The organism is Mycobacterium sp. IDUB_1 (assembly GCF_055419625.1).
In genome coordinates, this window is sequence record NZ_JBVAYA010000001.1 from 399,278 (window position 1) to 412,840 (window position 13,563).

The 13,563-nt window shown below is 66.7% G+C and carries 15 protein-coding genes; 10 read left to right on the forward strand and 5 right to left on the reverse strand.

Translation table 11 applies throughout. The features are described from left to right. Window positions 1–83 precede the first annotated feature (83 nt). The 3 genes from ACZYYX_RS02005 to zwf all read left to right on the forward strand — a co-directional run bounded on the left by ACZYYX_RS02005 (window position 84) and on the right by zwf (window position 2,743). The gene (locus ACZYYX_RS02005) at window positions 84–686 is read left to right on the forward strand and encodes a sensor domain-containing protein (protein ID WP_463812725.1); all 603 of its coding nucleotides are present in this window, start codon (window positions 84–86) and stop codon (window positions 684–686) included. Further along, entirely contained in the window at window positions 686–934 is a 249-nt protein-coding gene (locus tag ACZYYX_RS02010; RefSeq protein ID WP_463812726.1) for a hypothetical protein, read from the forward strand. Before ACZYYX_RS02005 ends, ACZYYX_RS02010 begins: the two co-directional genes overlap by 1 nt. Window positions 935–1,234: 300 nt before the next feature. Then, window positions 1,235–2,743 (forward strand): glucose-6-phosphate dehydrogenase, encoded by a 1,509-nt coding sequence (gene zwf / locus ACZYYX_RS02015; RefSeq protein ID WP_463812727.1) that lies wholly within the window; start codon window positions 1,235–1,237, stop codon window positions 2,741–2,743. An 8-nt stretch (window positions 2,744–2,751) separates the two neighbouring features. Here zwf and ACZYYX_RS02020 read toward each other — a convergent pair whose 3' ends face one another. Further along, window positions 2,752–3,321, reverse strand: coding sequence for a TetR family transcriptional regulator (locus tag ACZYYX_RS02020; protein ID WP_463812728.1), 570 nt, complete (start codon window positions 3,319–3,321; stop codon window positions 2,752–2,754). A gap of 53 nt (window positions 3,322–3,374) precedes the next feature. Here ACZYYX_RS02020 and ACZYYX_RS02025 point away from each other — a divergent pair, with 53 nt between their 5' ends. Further along, window positions 3,375–4,037, forward strand: a complete 663-nt coding sequence (locus tag ACZYYX_RS02025) for a class I SAM-dependent methyltransferase (RefSeq protein WP_463812729.1) — start codon at window positions 3,375–3,377, stop codon at window positions 4,035–4,037. On the opposite strand, the gene ACZYYX_RS02030 is transcribed toward ACZYYX_RS02025, so the two are convergent. The 4 genes from ACZYYX_RS02030 to ACZYYX_RS02045 all read right to left on the reverse strand — a co-directional run bounded on the left by ACZYYX_RS02030 (window position 4,034) and on the right by ACZYYX_RS02045 (window position 7,702). Then, a complete protein-coding gene (locus ACZYYX_RS02030; protein WP_463812730.1) occupies window positions 4,034–5,098 on the reverse strand; it encodes a prenyltransferase in 1,065 nt (354 codons plus the stop codon). The genes ACZYYX_RS02025 and ACZYYX_RS02030 overlap by 4 nt on opposite strands. Then, window positions 5,098–5,868 (reverse strand): class I SAM-dependent methyltransferase, encoded by a 771-nt coding sequence (locus ACZYYX_RS02035; protein WP_463814764.1) that lies wholly within the window; start codon window positions 5,866–5,868, stop codon window positions 5,098–5,100. The genes ACZYYX_RS02030 and ACZYYX_RS02035 overlap by 1 nt, the downstream gene beginning before the upstream one ends. Then, the gene (locus tag ACZYYX_RS02040; protein WP_463812731.1) at window positions 5,805–7,040 is read right to left on the reverse strand and encodes a glycosyltransferase family 4 protein; all 1,236 of its coding nucleotides are present in this window, start codon (window positions 7,038–7,040) and stop codon (window positions 5,805–5,807) included. The genes ACZYYX_RS02035 and ACZYYX_RS02040 overlap by 64 nt, the downstream gene beginning before the upstream one ends. Before the next feature lie 206 nt (window positions 7,041–7,246). Beyond that, window positions 7,247–7,702 (reverse strand): PPOX class F420-dependent oxidoreductase, encoded by a 456-nt coding sequence (locus ACZYYX_RS02045; protein WP_463812732.1) that lies wholly within the window; start codon window positions 7,700–7,702, stop codon window positions 7,247–7,249. A gap of 48 nt (window positions 7,703–7,750) precedes the next feature. Between ACZYYX_RS02045 and ACZYYX_RS02050 the strand changes: the two genes are divergently transcribed. The 6 genes from ACZYYX_RS02050 to ACZYYX_RS02075 all read left to right on the forward strand — a co-directional run bounded on the left by ACZYYX_RS02050 (window position 7,751) and on the right by ACZYYX_RS02075 (window position 13,537). Next, on the forward strand, window positions 7,751–8,062 hold the full coding sequence (locus tag ACZYYX_RS02050) for a hypothetical protein (protein WP_463812733.1): 312 nt from the start codon (window positions 7,751–7,753) through the stop codon (window positions 8,060–8,062). A 37-nt stretch (window positions 8,063–8,099) separates the two neighbouring features. Further along, a complete protein-coding gene (locus ACZYYX_RS02055) occupies window positions 8,100–9,494 on the forward strand; it encodes an acyl-CoA dehydrogenase family protein (RefSeq protein WP_463812734.1) in 1,395 nt (464 codons plus the stop codon). A 332-nt stretch (window positions 9,495–9,826) separates the two neighbouring features. After that, a complete protein-coding gene (locus ACZYYX_RS02060; RefSeq protein ID WP_463812735.1) occupies window positions 9,827–11,671 on the forward strand; it encodes a hypothetical protein in 1,845 nt (614 codons plus the stop codon). Then, a complete protein-coding gene (locus ACZYYX_RS02065) occupies window positions 11,668–11,817 on the forward strand; it encodes a hypothetical protein (RefSeq protein ID WP_463812736.1) in 150 nt (49 codons plus the stop codon). Before ACZYYX_RS02060 ends, ACZYYX_RS02065 begins: the two co-directional genes overlap by 4 nt. Then, on the forward strand, window positions 11,814–12,224 hold the full coding sequence (locus ACZYYX_RS02070) for a hypothetical protein (RefSeq protein ID WP_463812737.1): 411 nt from the start codon (window positions 11,814–11,816) through the stop codon (window positions 12,222–12,224). The genes ACZYYX_RS02065 and ACZYYX_RS02070 overlap by 4 nt, the downstream gene beginning before the upstream one ends. After that, window positions 12,221–13,537, forward strand: a complete 1,317-nt coding sequence (locus ACZYYX_RS02075) for a hypothetical protein (RefSeq protein WP_463812738.1) — start codon at window positions 12,221–12,223, stop codon at window positions 13,535–13,537. Before ACZYYX_RS02070 ends, ACZYYX_RS02075 begins: the two co-directional genes overlap by 4 nt. Window positions 13,538–13,563 lie beyond the last annotated feature (26 nt).

The following is a 13,563-nucleotide window of genomic DNA, read 5'->3' on the forward strand; positions in this document are numbered from 1 at the left end:
TGTGCGCCGGGTCTGTCTCACTGGCATTCGTCGTAGCCGGCTGTGGCGGGACGCCTGCACCGACGCCGACCGCGCAGGAACTGGTGCCTGATTCTGCACTCAACGGACTTCTGTTGAGTGCCAACGACATCGACGCGATTATGAACGGTGCTCCACTGATCGCCGACCCCGTGAACTCCGCGATGGACGACAACCGGAACATGCTGCCCAACCTGAATTGCCTCGGTGTCTGGCATCCCGGCGAGACGGCCATCTACGGCACCGCGGACACCCCGGGGTCGTGGACGTCGGTGCGTCGGCAGCTCCTCCGGGCTCCCGGCAACGATCAGTGGCGCTCGTCGGTCGTCCAATCCGTGACGTCCTACCCGACACCCCAGGGGGCGCGCGACTTCCTCACCCAGTCCGCGGACCGATGGACCAGGTGCAGCAATCACACGGTCAACATCACACTGAATGACCAACGCTTACCCCGTTGGCGCAGTGGTGATCTCGACGCGGCACCCGAGCGCTTGAGGATGCCGATCAGTCGCTCGACCGAGACAGCCTCGTCGTCGTGCGAACACGTTCTCTCGGCGCGAGTGAACGTGGTCATCGACGTGCTGGCTTGTGCGCCGCAAGCCACCGACGTGAAGCAGGCCAGCGTGATTGCCGATCACATCGCGTCGCACGTTCCGACGCCCGGCTAGTGCGACCGCCCTCAGACAGCGCGAACAACGCCCAGGCCGACTACTACCTGACGATGCTTGCTGCGCGCTGGCAGACCCTCGAGACAGAGATCGTCGAACGGTGCAACGAACTGCGCAATCTCACCCCGGCGGCACGAAAATCCGAACGCGGCCGCAACATTCGGCGGGTCATCAAACGCAAGCAGGCCGAGGTGGCCTCGGTACGCGAGATGTGCGCCGCGCTTGTCGACCGGGCTGAGAAAGGCTAACCCAGCAGTAGGCGCGCAGATGTCGGCCAAGGCGTCCAGCGTCTCTCGTAGGCCACGCTCTCGGCGAGGCGCTCACTGCCGGTGCCGATGGCGGTGCCGATATCGGCGTGATCCTGGTGCGCTGCGAGTGCACGAGAGTTTCATGCCAGATCAGACACCACTCGTCCAGTCTTAGCCACATAAACAGTATGCAGAATCGGCTCTCCGGGCTTTGCCCCAGCAACCCGTCCCTGCGCAGTCCGTCAGTGGCTACGTCATGATGTCGCGCAGAGTTCACAATCTGATGGAAGCATCTTCCAAGTGGCCGCCACCTTGCCAGAAAACCCGCAGACCATCGCCTACCCCGCGCCGGACGCCCGCCCGCATCGCCGTGACGGCGACCCGCTCGAGCCCCACGTCATCGTCCTGTTCGGGGCGACCGGCGATCTCGCCAAGCGCAAGCTGCTCCCCGGGATGGCGTACCTCGATCAGTCCGAACTCGCGCCCAACATCCAGGTGGTCGGTACCTCACTGGAGGACCTCACCGACGACGAGTTCCGCGCGCTGGCCAAAGAGGCCATCAGCAGGTACGGCACCCATAAGCTGACCGATGAGCAGTGGGCGAACTTCGCCAAGATCGTGAGCTACGTACCTCAAGGTGCGGGCCCGGAGGCACTGGCCGCGGCAGTCGCCGACGCCGAAACAAGGCTCGGCGGCAATGCTCAACGGCTACACTATCTTTCGGTACCACCCAAGGCCGCTCGTTCTGTGATCACCATGTTGCGCGAGGCCAATCTTGTGGACCGATCGCGGGTGGTGATGGAAAAGCCGTTCGGCACCGACCTCGCCAGCGCGGTCGCGCTCAACGATTTCGTGCACGAAACCTTCAAGGAACGCCAAGTCTTCCGCATCGACCACTTCCTGGGTAAAGAAGCGGCACAGAACATCTTGGCGTTCCGATTCGCCAACGGTCTCTTCGAACCAATCTGGAACCGCAACTTCATCGACCATATTCAGATCGACATCCCGGAGATGCTCGGCTTGGACGAGCGCGCCAACTTCTACGAGAGCACCGGCGCGTACAAGGACATGGTGGTCACCCACCTGTTCCAGGTGATGGCCTTCGTGGTGATGGAGCCCCCGACCGCCCTGGAACCCCGGGCGATCAGCGAGGAGAAGAACAAGGTCTTCCGTTCCATGCTGCCGATCAAATGCAGCGACGTGGTGCGCGGCCAGTTCGCCGGCTATCGCGAACTCACCGGCGTCGCAAGGGATTCAGACACCGAGACGTTCATCGCGCTGAAGGTCGGCATCGACAACTGGCGGTGGGCCGGGGTGCCCATCTACCTACGCACCGGCAAAATGATGGCCGAGGGTATGAGGATCATCTCGATCGCCTTCAAAGAGGCCCCGCGGACGATGTTCCCGGCCGGCTCCGGTGTCGGCTCACAAGGACCGGACCACTTGACTTTCGATCTGGCGGACAACTCCAGGGTGTCACTGTCCTTCTATGGCAAACGGCCGGGGCCTGGGATGAAGCTGGACAAGATGTCGATGCAGTTCTCGACGACGGAAATCGCGACGAATGGCGACGTGCTGGAAGCATACGAACGGCTGATCCTGGACGCCATGCGGGGCGACCACACCCTGTTCACCACCGCCGAAGGAATCGAATCGCTGTGGGAGCGCTCGACACAACTGCTCGAGGACCCACCCCCGGCCAAGGTCTACCAGCCGGGAACATGGGGCCCGAACGCCATCCACCAGCTCATCGCGCCGAACGCTTGGCGGCTGCCGTTCGAGCGAGCCTGGCGCGAAAAGCCGAAGTAGTCCCCGGGCTAACCCAACAGCAGGCGCGCCGCGTTCTCCAGCCTGCGGGCGATCTCCTCGTACGAGGCATAACCCATGCCCGACCGGACGAGGGCGCCTGCGTACAGCAGTTCCAGCGTGTCGACGACACCTGAGTCGGCGTCGGGGCCGACGGCCTCGGCCAACCGATCACGGATGTCGCGGCCGATGCGTAGGCGTAGCACTTCGACATCCGGGTCGCGGCCGAGCAGCGCGGTGGTGACCGCGCCGGCGAACTCCGGCTCGTCGGCGACCGGTTTCGAGATGTGCCCGAGCACTTCGATGACCCGTACGGCAGGATCATCGGATTGGTGTGCCACACAGGGAGATCCGGTGAGACGGCGCCAAAAGACCTCCGCGACCAGATGCTCTTTCGACGAGAAGTACGTGTAGGCGGTCGCCGCACCGACACCGGCTTCGGCGGCGACCCGCCGCACTGTCAGACCGGCGAAACCTTCACGGCCGAGCACGTTCACCGCGGCCTGCCCGAGCCGTTCCACGGTCTCGGCCTGCTTGGCCGTCAGGCGCCGACGAGTCGACTCGCGGGCCGGATCGGACACATGTCCGGACGCTACTACAACCCCGTGATGCCAGCAACGGTAAGTTGGGTGTCATGACCATGCCGCCGGCCGCCACGACGCTGTTCGACCTCGCGGAACGGGTCACCGGTTTCATGCCCGCCGACGAGGGCCGAGCGCTCTACGACACCGCGCTGCGCTACCTCGGCGACGGGGTGGCCGTCGAGATCGGCACGTACTGCGGCAAGTCGACGGTGATGCTCGGTGCCGCGGCACAGCAGACCGGAGGCCTCCTGTACACCGTCGATCATCACCACGGCTCCGAGGAGCACCAGGCCGGGTGGGAGTACCACGACTCCTCCCTCGTCGACCCGGTGACCGGCTTGTTCGACACGCTGCCCACGTTGCGGCACACCCTCGACGCCGCCGGCCTCGACGAGCACGTCGTCGCGGTGGTCGGCCGCTCCCCCGTCGTCGCCCGAGGATGGCGAACACCGTTGCGGCTGTTGTTCATCGACGGCGGCCACACCGAGGAGGCAGCCCAACGCGACTTCGACGGCTGGGCGCCGTGGGTGGAGGTCGGTGGCGCCCTGGTGATCCACGATGTCTTCCCCGATCCGGCCGACGGCGGTCAGGCACCGTTCCACATCTACCGACGGGCGCTGGATTGCGGCGATTTCCGCGAGGTGTCGGCGACGGGGTCGATGAGGGTGCTGGAGAGAGTCGGCGGCGACGTCGGAACGCTGGGCGACCGCTAGCGTTCGCTGGTCGCGCACTCGCAGTCGTACTCGCCCTCCAGGCCACGGGGCAGGTCGGTGCCGCGGAAGATGCCACTGCCCGGGGTCGCCGACGACAGCGCGTCAGCAGCCAGGATCACCGCCGCCCCCGTCCACGTCGTGCGCTCCACCGGCCAGCGCTTTCCGTCGTCGTACACCAGGCCGGTCCAGTAGGAACCGTCCTCCTCGCGCAGGTGGTGCATGGCCGTGAACTGCTCGTGGGCCCTGCTACGGTCGCCCATCGCCTCGAGTGCCAGAACCAGCTCACACGTCTCGGCACCCGTCACCCAGGGACGGTCATCCACGCAGCGGATGCCCAACCCGGGAACCACGAAATCCTGCCAGCGCGCGTCGATGCGAGCCCGCGCACGCCGACCTCGGATCGCGCCGCCCAGCACCGGGTAGTACCACTCCATCGACCAGCGGTCCTTGACGACGAAGCCCTCCGGGTGTTCGGCGATGGCGTGACCGAGGCGCCCGACCGCGATCTCCCACTCCGGCTGCGGTTCGCCGACATAGTCGGCCAGCGCCAACGCACACCGAATGCTGTGGTGGATACTCGAACACCCGGTCAGCAGAGCCTCCGCGGCCGAGCCCGAAGGACCTGCGGCCCAAGCGATCTCGCCGGTACTCCTTTGCAGGCTCAGCACGAAGTCGATGGCAGCGGCCACGACCGGCCACATCGACTCGGCGAACGTGCGATCACCGGTGATCAGCACGTGGTGCCACACCCCGGTCGCGATGTAGGCGCAGAAGTTGCTGTCGCTGTTGGGATCTTCGATGATCCCGTCACGCAGCTGGATCGGCCAGCTGCCGTCGGGCCGCTGCGTGACGCGCGACCACTCGTAGGCCGCACGTGCGCTGTCCAGCAGACCGGCCGCAGTCAACGCCATCGCGTTCTCGACGTGATCCCAGGGATCTGTGTGCCCACCCACCGACCAGGGGATCGCGCCCGAGGACTCCTGCGTCGCGGCAATCGACTCCGCGGTCTGCAGACACTGCTCGGGCGTGAAAACGCCTGCCACGTGGGGGACGTCGGCCATCAGCTGGGTTTGGTGAAGTAGAGGGCGACGCTCTTGCCGATGACCGGATTGAGAACCGACTCGGCGGTCCGGGTGAGCCATGGCCGGCTCATCATGTCCCACACCAACATCTTGTGGTACGCGGTCACGGCAGGGTGGCTGTCACGTTCGGTGCCGACCGCGCACTTGAGCCACCAGTACGGCGAGTGCAGCGCATGGGCATGATGGGTGTGAGTCAACCTCAAGCCGTGCGCGAGGACCTTGTCCCGCAGCTCGTCGGCACGGTAGATGCGGATGTGGCCGCCCTCGTTGGCGTGGTAGGAGTCCGAGAGCGCCCAGCAGATGCGCTCGGGCAGCCATCGCGGCACGGTGATCGCCAGTGCCCCACCGGGTTTGAGGACACGGACGAGTTCGGCGATGGCCCGTTCGTCCTCGGGGACGTGTTCGAGGATCTCCGAGGCGATCACACAGTCGAACGTGGCATCGGGGTACGGCAGGTCGAGCGCGTCACCCTTGACGGCCTCGCCGACCGCAGACGCGGGTGCCTCCCCCTGCTCCTTCATCGCCTGCAGAATCGCGTCGACGTCGTTGAGATCAGCCGCATTCTGGTCGAATCCGACGACGTCGGCACCCCGACGGAACGCCTCGAACGTGTGGCGGCCGGCCCCACAGCCGACGTCGATCACCTTGGTTCCCGCACCGACGTCGAGGCGGTCGAAGTCCACGGTCAGCATGCAGCGACCCTCTCTCGAGCTTGTTGGTACACCGCAACCGTCTGTGCGGCAACCGATTCCCAGCTGAACACCTCGAGCGCGCGGCGCCGCCCGTTGGCCCCGAGCCGGCGCAGCTCGAGCGGCGAATCGAGCAGCTCGCCGAGCACGGCGGTCAGTTCGTCGACGTTGGCCGGGGTCACCAGCCGTGCGCAGTCACCGTCGGGGCCGACGACCTCGGGCAGCGCGCCCGCCCGGCTGGCGACGATCGGGGTACCGCTGGCCATCGCCTCGACGGCCGGAAGCGAAAAGCCTTCGTACAGCGAGGGGATGCATGCGACCTCCGCTGAGGCGAGCAGGTCGGCCAGTTCGGTGTCGGACAACCCGCTGGAGCTGTGCACGATGTCGGAGATGCCGAGTTCGGCGATGAGCTTCTCCGTGGGCCCGTTCGGTTCGAGTTTCGCGACCAGCTGCAGTTCCAGGTCCCGTTCCACACGCAGCCGCGCGATCGCGTGCAGGAGGTGACTCACGCCCTTGAGCGGCACGTCGGCACTGGCGATCGCGATGATCCGGTTGCGCACGCGGTGCTCGGACGGGCCGAACAGCTCGGTGTCCACGCCGAGGGGCACGACATGCAGCTGTCGCGGGTCGACCGCGAAGTCCTCGGCGATGTCCGCGGCCGACGTCGAGGAGACGGTGACGAGTTCAGGGATGCGCCGCGCGACGGCCTTCTGCATCTCGGCGAACGCATACCAACGGCGCACGAGCGGCTTGCGCCACCACGGGGCCGCGGCCACCTCGACGACACGATCACGAGTGATCGGGTGGTGCACGGTGGCGACCACCGGCATCCCGGCGGCGGCGATGTCCAGCAGCCCGGTCCCCAGACACTGGTTGTCGTGGACGACGTCGAAATCGTCGAGGCGATCGGCGAGCAGCCGGGCCGCCCGCTTGCTGAAGGTCTTCGGTTCGGGGAACCCGGCCGTCCACGTGGTCAGCAGTTCCTCGAGATCGACGGTGGTCTTGATCTCGCTCGGCCGCGGCACGCGGAAGGGATCCGGCTCGCGATACAGATCGAGGCTGGGCACTTTGGTGAGGCGCACCCTCGGGTCGAGCCCCTCGGGATAGGGCTGGCCGGAGAAGAGCTCGACGTCGTGGCCGAGCTCGACGAGCCCACGGCTGAGGTGGCGCACGTAGACGCCCTGCCCGCCACAGTGCGTCTTGCTCCGATAGGACAGCAAGGCGATACGCATCGTCAGTTCACCTATGCCGCGGCACGCAGGTGAGCGCGAGTCCAGCGAGAGAAGCCGCTGCGAGCTGGCCGAATCATGTGGCGCAAGGAATCCGAACCCCTCCTGGACATGTGTCCAGACTATAGTTTGACGTGCTAGCTGATGCAACGCGTCTGCTTGCTCTGACTATCACAATCGGCGCCGGCCGTCCTGCTCGCCCCTGGCGGTCACGGAGGCGGAAAGCCGCCCGTGGCCACCGGGCCCCACCGCTGCGGAGTGACTCTGATCAGGCACTTTCCCTGATCGAGCATCGCCTGCCGGTACTCGTCCCAGTTCGGATGTTCGCCGGCCACCGCGCGGAAGTAGTCGACAAGGGGCTCCACCGCCTCCGGCAGCGAGATCACCTCGGCCGGTCCGTCGACCTGCACATAGGGGCCGTTGAAATCGTCGCTGAGCACCAGGACGCTGGCGCGCGGGTCCCGGCGGATGTTGGCCGCCTTCGCCCGCTGCGGGTAGCTCGCCACCACGATGCGTCCCTGCTCGTCGAGTCCGCCCGTGACCGGCGAGGTCTGAAGCGATCCGTCGGAGCGAAACGTGGTGAGCACCATGTGGTGGCGCCCTCGGATGAAGTCGTGGAGATCGTCGGCGGCGACGGTGTCGGCTGTCGCGTACTTACGGGCCATCACCTCAGCGTATTCGACATGTCGGTGGGCTCTCCTACGCTGTCGAACATGAGTTCGAATAATCTGTTCACCACCCTCGACGCCCTCGACACCGCCTACCGTGCTCTGGACGATCTGCCGCTGCAGGACCTTCGCCCCACCGATCTGCGCGCGCTGATCGTGCGACTGGAGGAGCTGGACAAGGCCGTCGTCGCCCTCCAACGCCGAATGATCCGCCGGCTGGTGAGCGCGCCGCCTCCGGCCGAGTTCGCGGGCGCCTCGTGGGCTCAGGTGCTGTCCCGCCGCCTGCGCATCTCCGTCGGCGAGGCCCAGCGTCGCATCGTCGAGGCCGGCGGGCCGCCGCAGGCGATGTCGGCATGACCGGTGGATTTCGGTGCGCCCGCGGGTACCCGCCGACATGACCTTCGACATCACTCCGACTGCCGCGCAACACGACTTGGCAAGGCGCGCGCACGAATTCGCCGAACAGGTGGTCCGGCCCGTTGCCGCTGAGTACGACCAGCGCCAGGAGTTCCCGTGGCCGGTCCTCGAAGAGGCGGCACAGAGGGGCTTCTACAGCCCGCTGTTCTATCGCGATCTCATCGGCGACCCGACCGGTCTGTCCCTGCCGATGTTCATGGAGGAGCTGTTCTGGGGCTGCGCCGGCATCGGGCTGGCCGTGGTGATGCCCGCGCTGGCGCTATCGGCGATCGGACAGGCCGCCTCCCCCGAACAGATGCTGCAGTGGGCGCCGGAGTGTTTCGGGACTCCCGGTGACCTCAAGCTCGCTGCGCTGGCCATCTCCGAACCCGAAGGCGGCAGCGACGTCCGCAATCTGCGGACCACGGCCCGGCGCGACGGTGACGGCCCGGATGCGGACTGGATCATCGACGGCCACAAGATGTGGATAGGCAACGGCGGCATCGCCAACGTCCACGTCGTCAACGCGGTCGTGGACCAGGAGCTGGGCCACAAGGGCCAAGCGCTGTTCATCGTGCCGGGCGGCACCCCAGGGCTCGAGATGGTCCGCAAGCTCGACAAACTCGGCTGCCGCGCCTCCCACACCGCCGAGCTGAAGTTCAATGGCGTCCGGGTGCCGGCCGAGAACTTGCTGGGCGGGCAGGAGAAGTTGCAACACAAGCTGGCCCGCGCCCGCGAAGCCGTCGAAGGCGCCAAGCACTCGGGCTCGGCGACATTGGGAACCTTCGAGCAGACCCGGCCGATGGTCGCCGCCCAGGCGCTCGGAATCGCCAGAGCCGCATTGGAATACGCCACCGAGTACGCCAACCGGCGAGAAGCGTTCGGCGCACCCATCATCGACAACCAGGGCATCGCGTTCCCGCTGGCGGACCTGGCTACCGGGCTGGACGCGGCGCGACTGTTGACCTGGCGGGCGTCGTGGATGGCCGCGACCGGCGTGCCGTTCGAACGCGGCGAGGGCTCGATGTCGAAGCTGGCAGCCAGCGAACTGGCGGTACGGACCACCGAGCGCGCGATCCAGACGATGGGCGGCTGGGGGTACATCAAGGACCACCCCGTGGAGAAGTGGTATCGAGACGCCAAGCTCTACACCATCTTCGAGGGAACCAGCGAGATCCAGCGCATCGTGATCTCCAACGCGCTGGGGGCCGCGGACGGCAGACCACCGTTGCACGTCGACCTGGAGCCGACCGGCGGCCCGCTCAACCGCATGTTCGGCCGGGGCACGCCGGCGCGCACGCAAGCGGCGAACACCGCGCTGGCGATGAAGGACCGCGTGCCGGCACCGGTCATGAACGCCGCGATGAAGGTGCTCCGCCCGCCCAGGAAGTGAGGCCGAGGACAACGCGACGCTGGCGACCCGCGCTAGCGATTGCTAGCAACCGCTAGCGGTCCCTGCCGGCGGGGTCACCAGACATCGGAGCCACGCGTTTGTGGGGCGTTCGCGGCCTGATCTGGAGACGAGGGCAGAACGACGGGCGGACCGCGCGAAAGCCGGGATAGGGCCCCATATCTGCCCAGTGCCGGTTACTGTGCACGTCCTTCGCGAGGCCTCAGACACGGAAAGATGTCAGTCTGCGAAAAAACCCGATACCCCTGGTTTCACCTCACCTGCTTCTGGCAACATTACCGCCCAGTAATGACTCCATCGGTACGGGTGAAGGAATGACGATGACGCATTCTCGACCGGACATCACGGTGCTCGCACAGGGCAGCGAAGGTGGCGGCGCGGAGCTCAGCCAGGTATTCGGGCTTTCCGCAGTGGCTCTTGCCGTCACCGCGGTCCTGCTGTGGATCGGGTATCTGCACCGCCAACACAAGATCTCGTGGCTGGGCAATCTTGCCGACTGGCTGGGCCGCAAGTTCAACCGACCGGGATGGGTGGCACTGCCCATAGCGATTTTCGTCAGCGCGATCATCTGCGCGCTGTTCGGATTCATCTGGGACGTCAGCCTGCACATCGGCAAGGGTCGCGACCCCGGCCCGCTGGCCAACCCGGCGCACTATTTCATCATCATCGGGTTGTTCTTCGTGTTCATCGCCGGATGCACGGCGATCGTGCTGCCCTTCGACAAGCCCGGCCCGGCCGCAGTCCGCATCACCGACGCATGGCACGCTCCCGTCGGCGGCATCGTGATGGCCGGCTGCGGCATGTACGCACTGATCGGGTTCCCGCTCGACGACGTGTGGCACCGAATCTTCGGCCAGGACGTCACGCTGTGGGGTCCGACGCACCTGATGATGATCGGCGGCGCCGGCTTCTCCACCATCGCCGCGGCCTACCTCGAAGTCGAAGGCAAACGGGCTGCCGGCGCAGATGCGCCGCGCGACAGCATCGCCCTGAAATTCATCCAGTACCTGGCGTTCGCCGGCGTGCTGATCGGACTGTCGGTCTATCAGATCGAGTTCGACTTCGGCGTCCCCCAATTCCGGCAGGTCTTCCAGCCGATGCTGATCGCCGCCGCGGCGTCCGTCGCGCTCGTGGCCGCGCGTATCTTCCTCGGCCGTGGCGCGGCGATCATCGCCGCCGTCGTGGCCATCGGCCTGCGCGGCATCATCGCGTTCATGGTCGCGCCGCTGCTCGACGCGCCGGTGAACTGGTTCCCGCTCTATCTGGGCCCCGCGCTGGTCGTGGAGCTGGTGGCACTCACCCCGCTGATCAGAAAACCCGTGCTCTTCGGCATGGTCAGCGGGCTCGGTATCGCCACGGTCGGGCTGTGGCTGGAATCGCTGTGGATCGACGCGATCTACCCCTACCCCTGGCCCACCAGCATCTGGCCTGAAGCACTGGCGATGGCCGTCCCGGTCGCGATCCTGGCGGGTGGCTGCGGCGGCATGATCGGCATGGTCCTCACCGGCCGCAAACTGCCCGGCCGCGCAATCTCCATCGGCCTGGTCGTGCTGACGGTGCTGGCCATCGGCGGCGCGACGGCCAACGGTCTGCGCTACACGGTGCCCGAGAACGAGACCGCGACGTTCGCGCTGACCGAGGCCCAGGGCCCCGGTCCCGGCCGGTTCGTCACCGCCGACGTGCGCTTCAATCCGCCGGACGCGATCAGCGACGACCCGAACTGGGTGTCGGTGCTCGGATGGCAGGGCGGTCTGTCGAACGAACGCGGCCAGTTCATCGACCATCTGGAGCAAGTCGGCCCCGGTCATTACGTCTCGACCAAACCGATGCCCGTGTCCGGTCAGTGGAAGACCCTGTTGCGTGTCCACGACGGCACCACCCTCACCGCGGTCCCGATCTACCTGGCCGGCGATCCGGGCATCGGCGCGAAGGAGGTGCCGGCCGAAGCACAGTTCACCCGGCCGTTCGTCTCGGAGATCACTATCCTGCAGCGCGAGCGCAGCCCCGATATCCCGGCCTCGCTGTGGCTCATCGGTTGCCTGATCGTGCTGGTCTGCACGCTGGCGATGATCGCCGGTATCAGCTGGGGTGGTGGCCGGATCAACAACCACGAGCCGAGCGGCAGCGAGAACGAACTGCAGCCGTCCGGGCAGGCATGACGTCAGCCGAACAGGTGGTGATCCTCGCGGATCACTCCATCTGGTTGGCGCTGCCCGCGTTCGCCCCCGCGTTCGTGGTGGCCGGCGTGGTGTTCTACATCGCCAGAAAGAACCGCAGGAAACCCGACGAGACAGGAGAACCGTGACCAGACTGCTCGTGCTGACCGCCGCCGCGGTTCTGCTGCTCGCCGGGTGTGGAGGCAACAAGAGCGACGATGCCGACACGGGGAGTTCCAGTCCAGGAGCCCCTGCGCCCACGCAGATGAGCGATGCACAGGCAGCGCCGGAGCGGCTGGTCGTGACCGTGACGATCAAAGACGGTTCGGTGACCCCGACGAACGAACAGCTGCAGGCAAAGCTCAAGCAGCCGATCGTGATTCAGGTCGACAGTGACGCCGCCGACGAGCTGCACGTGCACTCCACCCCGGAGCACTCGTTTCCGATTGCCGTCGGCAACGGACAATCGTTCCAGTTCTCCGTCGACATGCCCGGCCGCGTCGACGTGGAACTGCACGAACTGAACAAGACCATCGCCACCATCGCCGTTCAGTGACCACCCACGTGCTCGCCCACGGGCTGGGCGGCTCGACCGATCTGCCGATCCCGTTCACCTACGCGCTGATCGGCGCGGCGTGGGCTCTGACGTTCACCTTCGCCGTCGTCGCGCTGGCGTGGAAGCGACCGAAATTCGACACCACGCGTCCAGGCCGGGCACTGCCCGACGTGGTCACGCGCGTCGTCGACGCAGCGGTGACCCGCTGGATCCTGACGGTGCTGACGCTGGTGCTGACGGCGTGGGTGGCCATGGCGGCCTTCGTCGGGCCGCAGAACTCCGACAACGCGCTGCCGGGCGTCTTCTACGTGTTGCTGTGGGTCGGCCTGGTCGCTCTGTCGCTCGTGTTCGGCCCGGTGTGGCGGGTGATCTCGCCGGTGCGCGCCCTGCACCGCATCACCGGACGGCCATCGCTGGGGCGCAGCTACCCGGACCGGTTGGGGTACTGGCCGGCCGCGGTGGGATTGTTCGCATTCGTCTGGCTCGAGCTGGCCAGCCCGGACCCCGGTTCCCTGCCGGCGATCCGCGTCTGGCTGCTCATCTACCTGGGCATCACCGTCGCGGGCACGCTGTGGTGCGGCACCCGGTGGTGTGCCCGCGCCGATCCGTTCGAGGTCTACAGCGTCGTCGCGTCGCGACTTTCTCCGATACGCCGCAACGCCGACGGCCGGATCGCGATCGGCAACCCGTTCGACCACCTGGGGACCCTGCCGGTGCGCCCCGGCATCGTCGTCGTGCTGTCGGTGCTGCTCGGCTCGACCGCGTTCGACAGCTTCTCGGCCACGCCTGCGTTCCGGAACTTCTCCGATCGGGTCACCGACTCCGCGGCGACGGCGAGCCTGCTGCGCACCGCGGGTCTACTGCTCTTCGCCACCGTCGTGGCGGTGTCCTTCACGCTCGCGGCCCGCTGCACGGGAGGCGTCGATGCGCAGCAGCGGCGCGAACTCCCTGGCAAGATGGCCCACTCGCTGATCCCGATCGTCATCGGTTACGTGTTCGCGCATTACCTCACGTATCTGGTCGAACGGGGTCAGGAGACGATCATCCGGCTCGCGGATCCCCTCGGGCGCGGCTGGAACGTGTTGGGCCTGGCCGACAACGAGGTCAGCTACCTGCTGTCGATGCATCCCGCGGTCGGCGCCACGCTCAAGGTCGGCTTCGTCGTGGCGGGCCACATCGCCGGAGTCATCGCCGCGCACGATCGCTCGCTGGCCTTGCTACCGCGCGCTCATCAGGTGACCGGACAGCTGGCGATGATGCTGGTGATGGTCGGCTACACGTTCATGGGCCTGTATCTGCTGTTCGGCGGCTGACCCGGCACCGCCGCAGCTATCGTGCT

What these genes read in the sequence shown, in the direction of transcription:
- ACZYYX_RS02025 (WP_463812729.1), top strand. Translation starts at nt 3,375, where the DNA reads ATGACCATGCCGCCGGCCGCCACGACGCTGTTCGACCTCGCGGAACGG.
- ACZYYX_RS02065 (WP_463812736.1), top strand. Translation starts at nt 11,668, where the DNA reads ATGACGTCAGCCGAACAGGTGGTGATCCTCGCGGATCACTCCATCTGG.
- ACZYYX_RS02060 (WP_463812735.1), top strand. Translation starts at nt 9,827, where the DNA reads ATGACGATGACGCATTCTCGACCGGACATCACGGTGCTCGCACAGGGC.
- ACZYYX_RS02045 (WP_463812732.1), bottom strand. Translation starts at nt 7,702, where the DNA reads ATGGCCCGTAAGTACGCGACAGCCGACACCGTCGCCGCCGACGATCTC.
- ACZYYX_RS02055 (WP_463812734.1), top strand. Translation starts at nt 8,100, where the DNA reads ATGACCTTCGACATCACTCCGACTGCCGCGCAACACGACTTGGCAAGG.
- ACZYYX_RS02050 (WP_463812733.1), top strand. Translation starts at nt 7,751, where the DNA reads ATGAGTTCGAATAATCTGTTCACCACCCTCGACGCCCTCGACACCGCC.
- ACZYYX_RS02040 (WP_463812731.1), bottom strand. Translation starts at nt 7,040, where the DNA reads ATGCGTATCGCCTTGCTGTCCTATCGGAGCAAGACGCACTGTGGCGGG.
- ACZYYX_RS02030 (WP_463812730.1), bottom strand. Translation starts at nt 5,098, where the DNA reads ATGGCCGACGTCCCCCACGTGGCAGGCGTTTTCACGCCCGAGCAGTGT.